This is a genomic window from Escherichia sp. MOD1-EC5990 (assembly GCF_002965285.1).
Taxonomy (GTDB): Bacteria; Pseudomonadota; Gammaproteobacteria; order Enterobacterales; family Enterobacteriaceae; genus Escherichia; species Escherichia coli_F.
The window spans coordinates 1-1,890 of record NZ_PTRV01000059.1 but is presented as its reverse complement, the minus strand read 5'-3'; the positions used below and the strand labels follow the sequence as shown (position 1 = coordinate 1,890).

The following is a 1,890-nucleotide window of genomic DNA, read 5'->3' as shown; positions in this document are numbered from 1 at the left end:
AGTGAGTAGGCCACCGGAACCTCCCCGACAGCCTCTCGCAGAACCGTACGTGAAACTCTCGCTTCATACGGCTCCCGTCAGGCAAACGCGCTTCCTGGTCCTGCTTTCCAGTGGGCAAACAACTCCGGCTTCTCTTTTGACAGCCTTTCCATTAGCTGACACGCCTTCGTCTTTCTATACCGCAGGGTTTTATATTTCTTTCTCGCCCACGCAATCAGCGTCAGATTAATATATCTGCATACTTTCTTCATCGCTGATTTGTGGTATCTCGCGTAATAATTCAGCCACCCCGATATTATCGGATTCAGCCACTTCGCAATATCTTCGAGACTCATCTCCACCCTGCGTCTGATCCACAGTTTCCTGAGTTTTCCAATCATGCCTTTCTGCGCACGGTTACTCGCCGCCGGGCTGAAACTCGTAAAGAGGTTCCCCCGCCGGTGGTTACGTGCTCTTCGCGCTCTGAACGTATACCCCAGAAAATCAAACTGCACTGTTTCATGGTTCGCCTGTCGTTCGCTGTCTTTGCAGTAAACTATTTTCGTTTTCTCCGGATGTAATTCCAGTCCACATTCCTGAAAACGTTTTGCCAGCTTATTCAGTAATTCCTCTGCCTGTTGTTTACTGCCACAATGAATTAATCCATCATCTGCATAACGGCACCAGGGAATTTCCGGATAATGTAACGTCAGCCATTTATCAAACACATAGTGCAGAAATAAATTCGCCAGTACCGGGCTGATGACTCCACCCTGTGGCGTACCTTTATTTCTTTCCTTCAGTGTTCCATCCGGCATCTGCACCGGCGCTGTCAGCCAGCGGCGAATAGACAGTCTTACCCATTTATCCGCACAATGTTTATCTACTGCCCTGAGTAATAAATCGTGGGGGATATTATCGAATAACCCTTTAATATCAAACTCAAGACACCAGTCGTATTGCCAGCAACGTTTTCTGGTGACTGCTATTGCATCCAGCGCTGATTTTCCATGCCGGTATCCGTATGAATCATTCAGGAAATAACGCTCCACTAATGGTTCAAACGTTACCAGCACCGTCATCTGCGCTATTCGATCGCTTACTGTCGGTATTCCTAAAAGTCTTTTGCTGCCATCCTTCTTCGGAATTTCCACCGCACGCACTGGCGGCGGCATCCAGCTTCCCGACGATAACCTGTTCCAGATTTTGTACAGATTTCCTTTCAGATCCCGCTCAAAATCTTTCAGCGTCTGGTTATCCACTCCGGCAGCTCCGGCATTCGCCTTTATCCGCCGGTACGCTTCCACCACATGCAATTTACTGACCTGAAACGGTTTTGTCTGTTCACACACAGCCTCCTCCTGCCTACAGTTGGGCTGTGATGCAGACTGCCCGACGCTGTCCCTTCGCTCCACGTTCATTACAAACGCTTCCTCACTACTACGAACAGCTCTGCCCCGGTTTCGCACATCGATACTCTCATACTCATAATTTCGGTTATTTGTATTTCTCTCTTGACATTGCGACGACCGGTTCCCGTAGTTCCTGCAAAGAGCCCGATACAGCGTCATGCCTGCTATACACCGGACATCATTCACGCAGCATTCGGAATTCACCCGTAAATTAATCCCGGCGGTATCACGAAACCTCCGGTTTTGATGTCACTTAGGACTAACGACGTTTCAACACAGGTTCGGGTTTACTCATCTCACTGTATCTCACATAGGATCAGATCTCGTCTGATCGTTCCCCCTGCGCTCACTACCATGGCTCTTTACCACAGCAGCCGGGGTTGTTTGGGACCGACTTCCGACAGCAGATCCCGGTGGGCCTGCCACCATCTCTTCACAAGCTTATGCTTATTACATGCAAAACGTCCCGTTTTGCATCTTTGTGCCTACGGCACACCGT

At 49.3% G+C, this 1,890-nt stretch carries 1 protein-coding gene; it reads right to left on the bottom strand.

Annotated elements, in window-relative coordinates:
* Positions 1 to 77: 77 nt before the first annotated feature.
* Positions 78 to 1,400 carry a group II intron reverse transcriptase/maturase gene (ltrA, locus tag BEB42_RS25805; protein WP_001100277.1) on the bottom strand — a complete coding sequence of 441 codons (1,323 nt, stop codon included), beginning with the start codon at positions 1,398 to 1,400 and terminating at the stop codon, positions 78 to 80.
* Positions 1,401 to 1,890 lie beyond the last annotated feature (490 nt).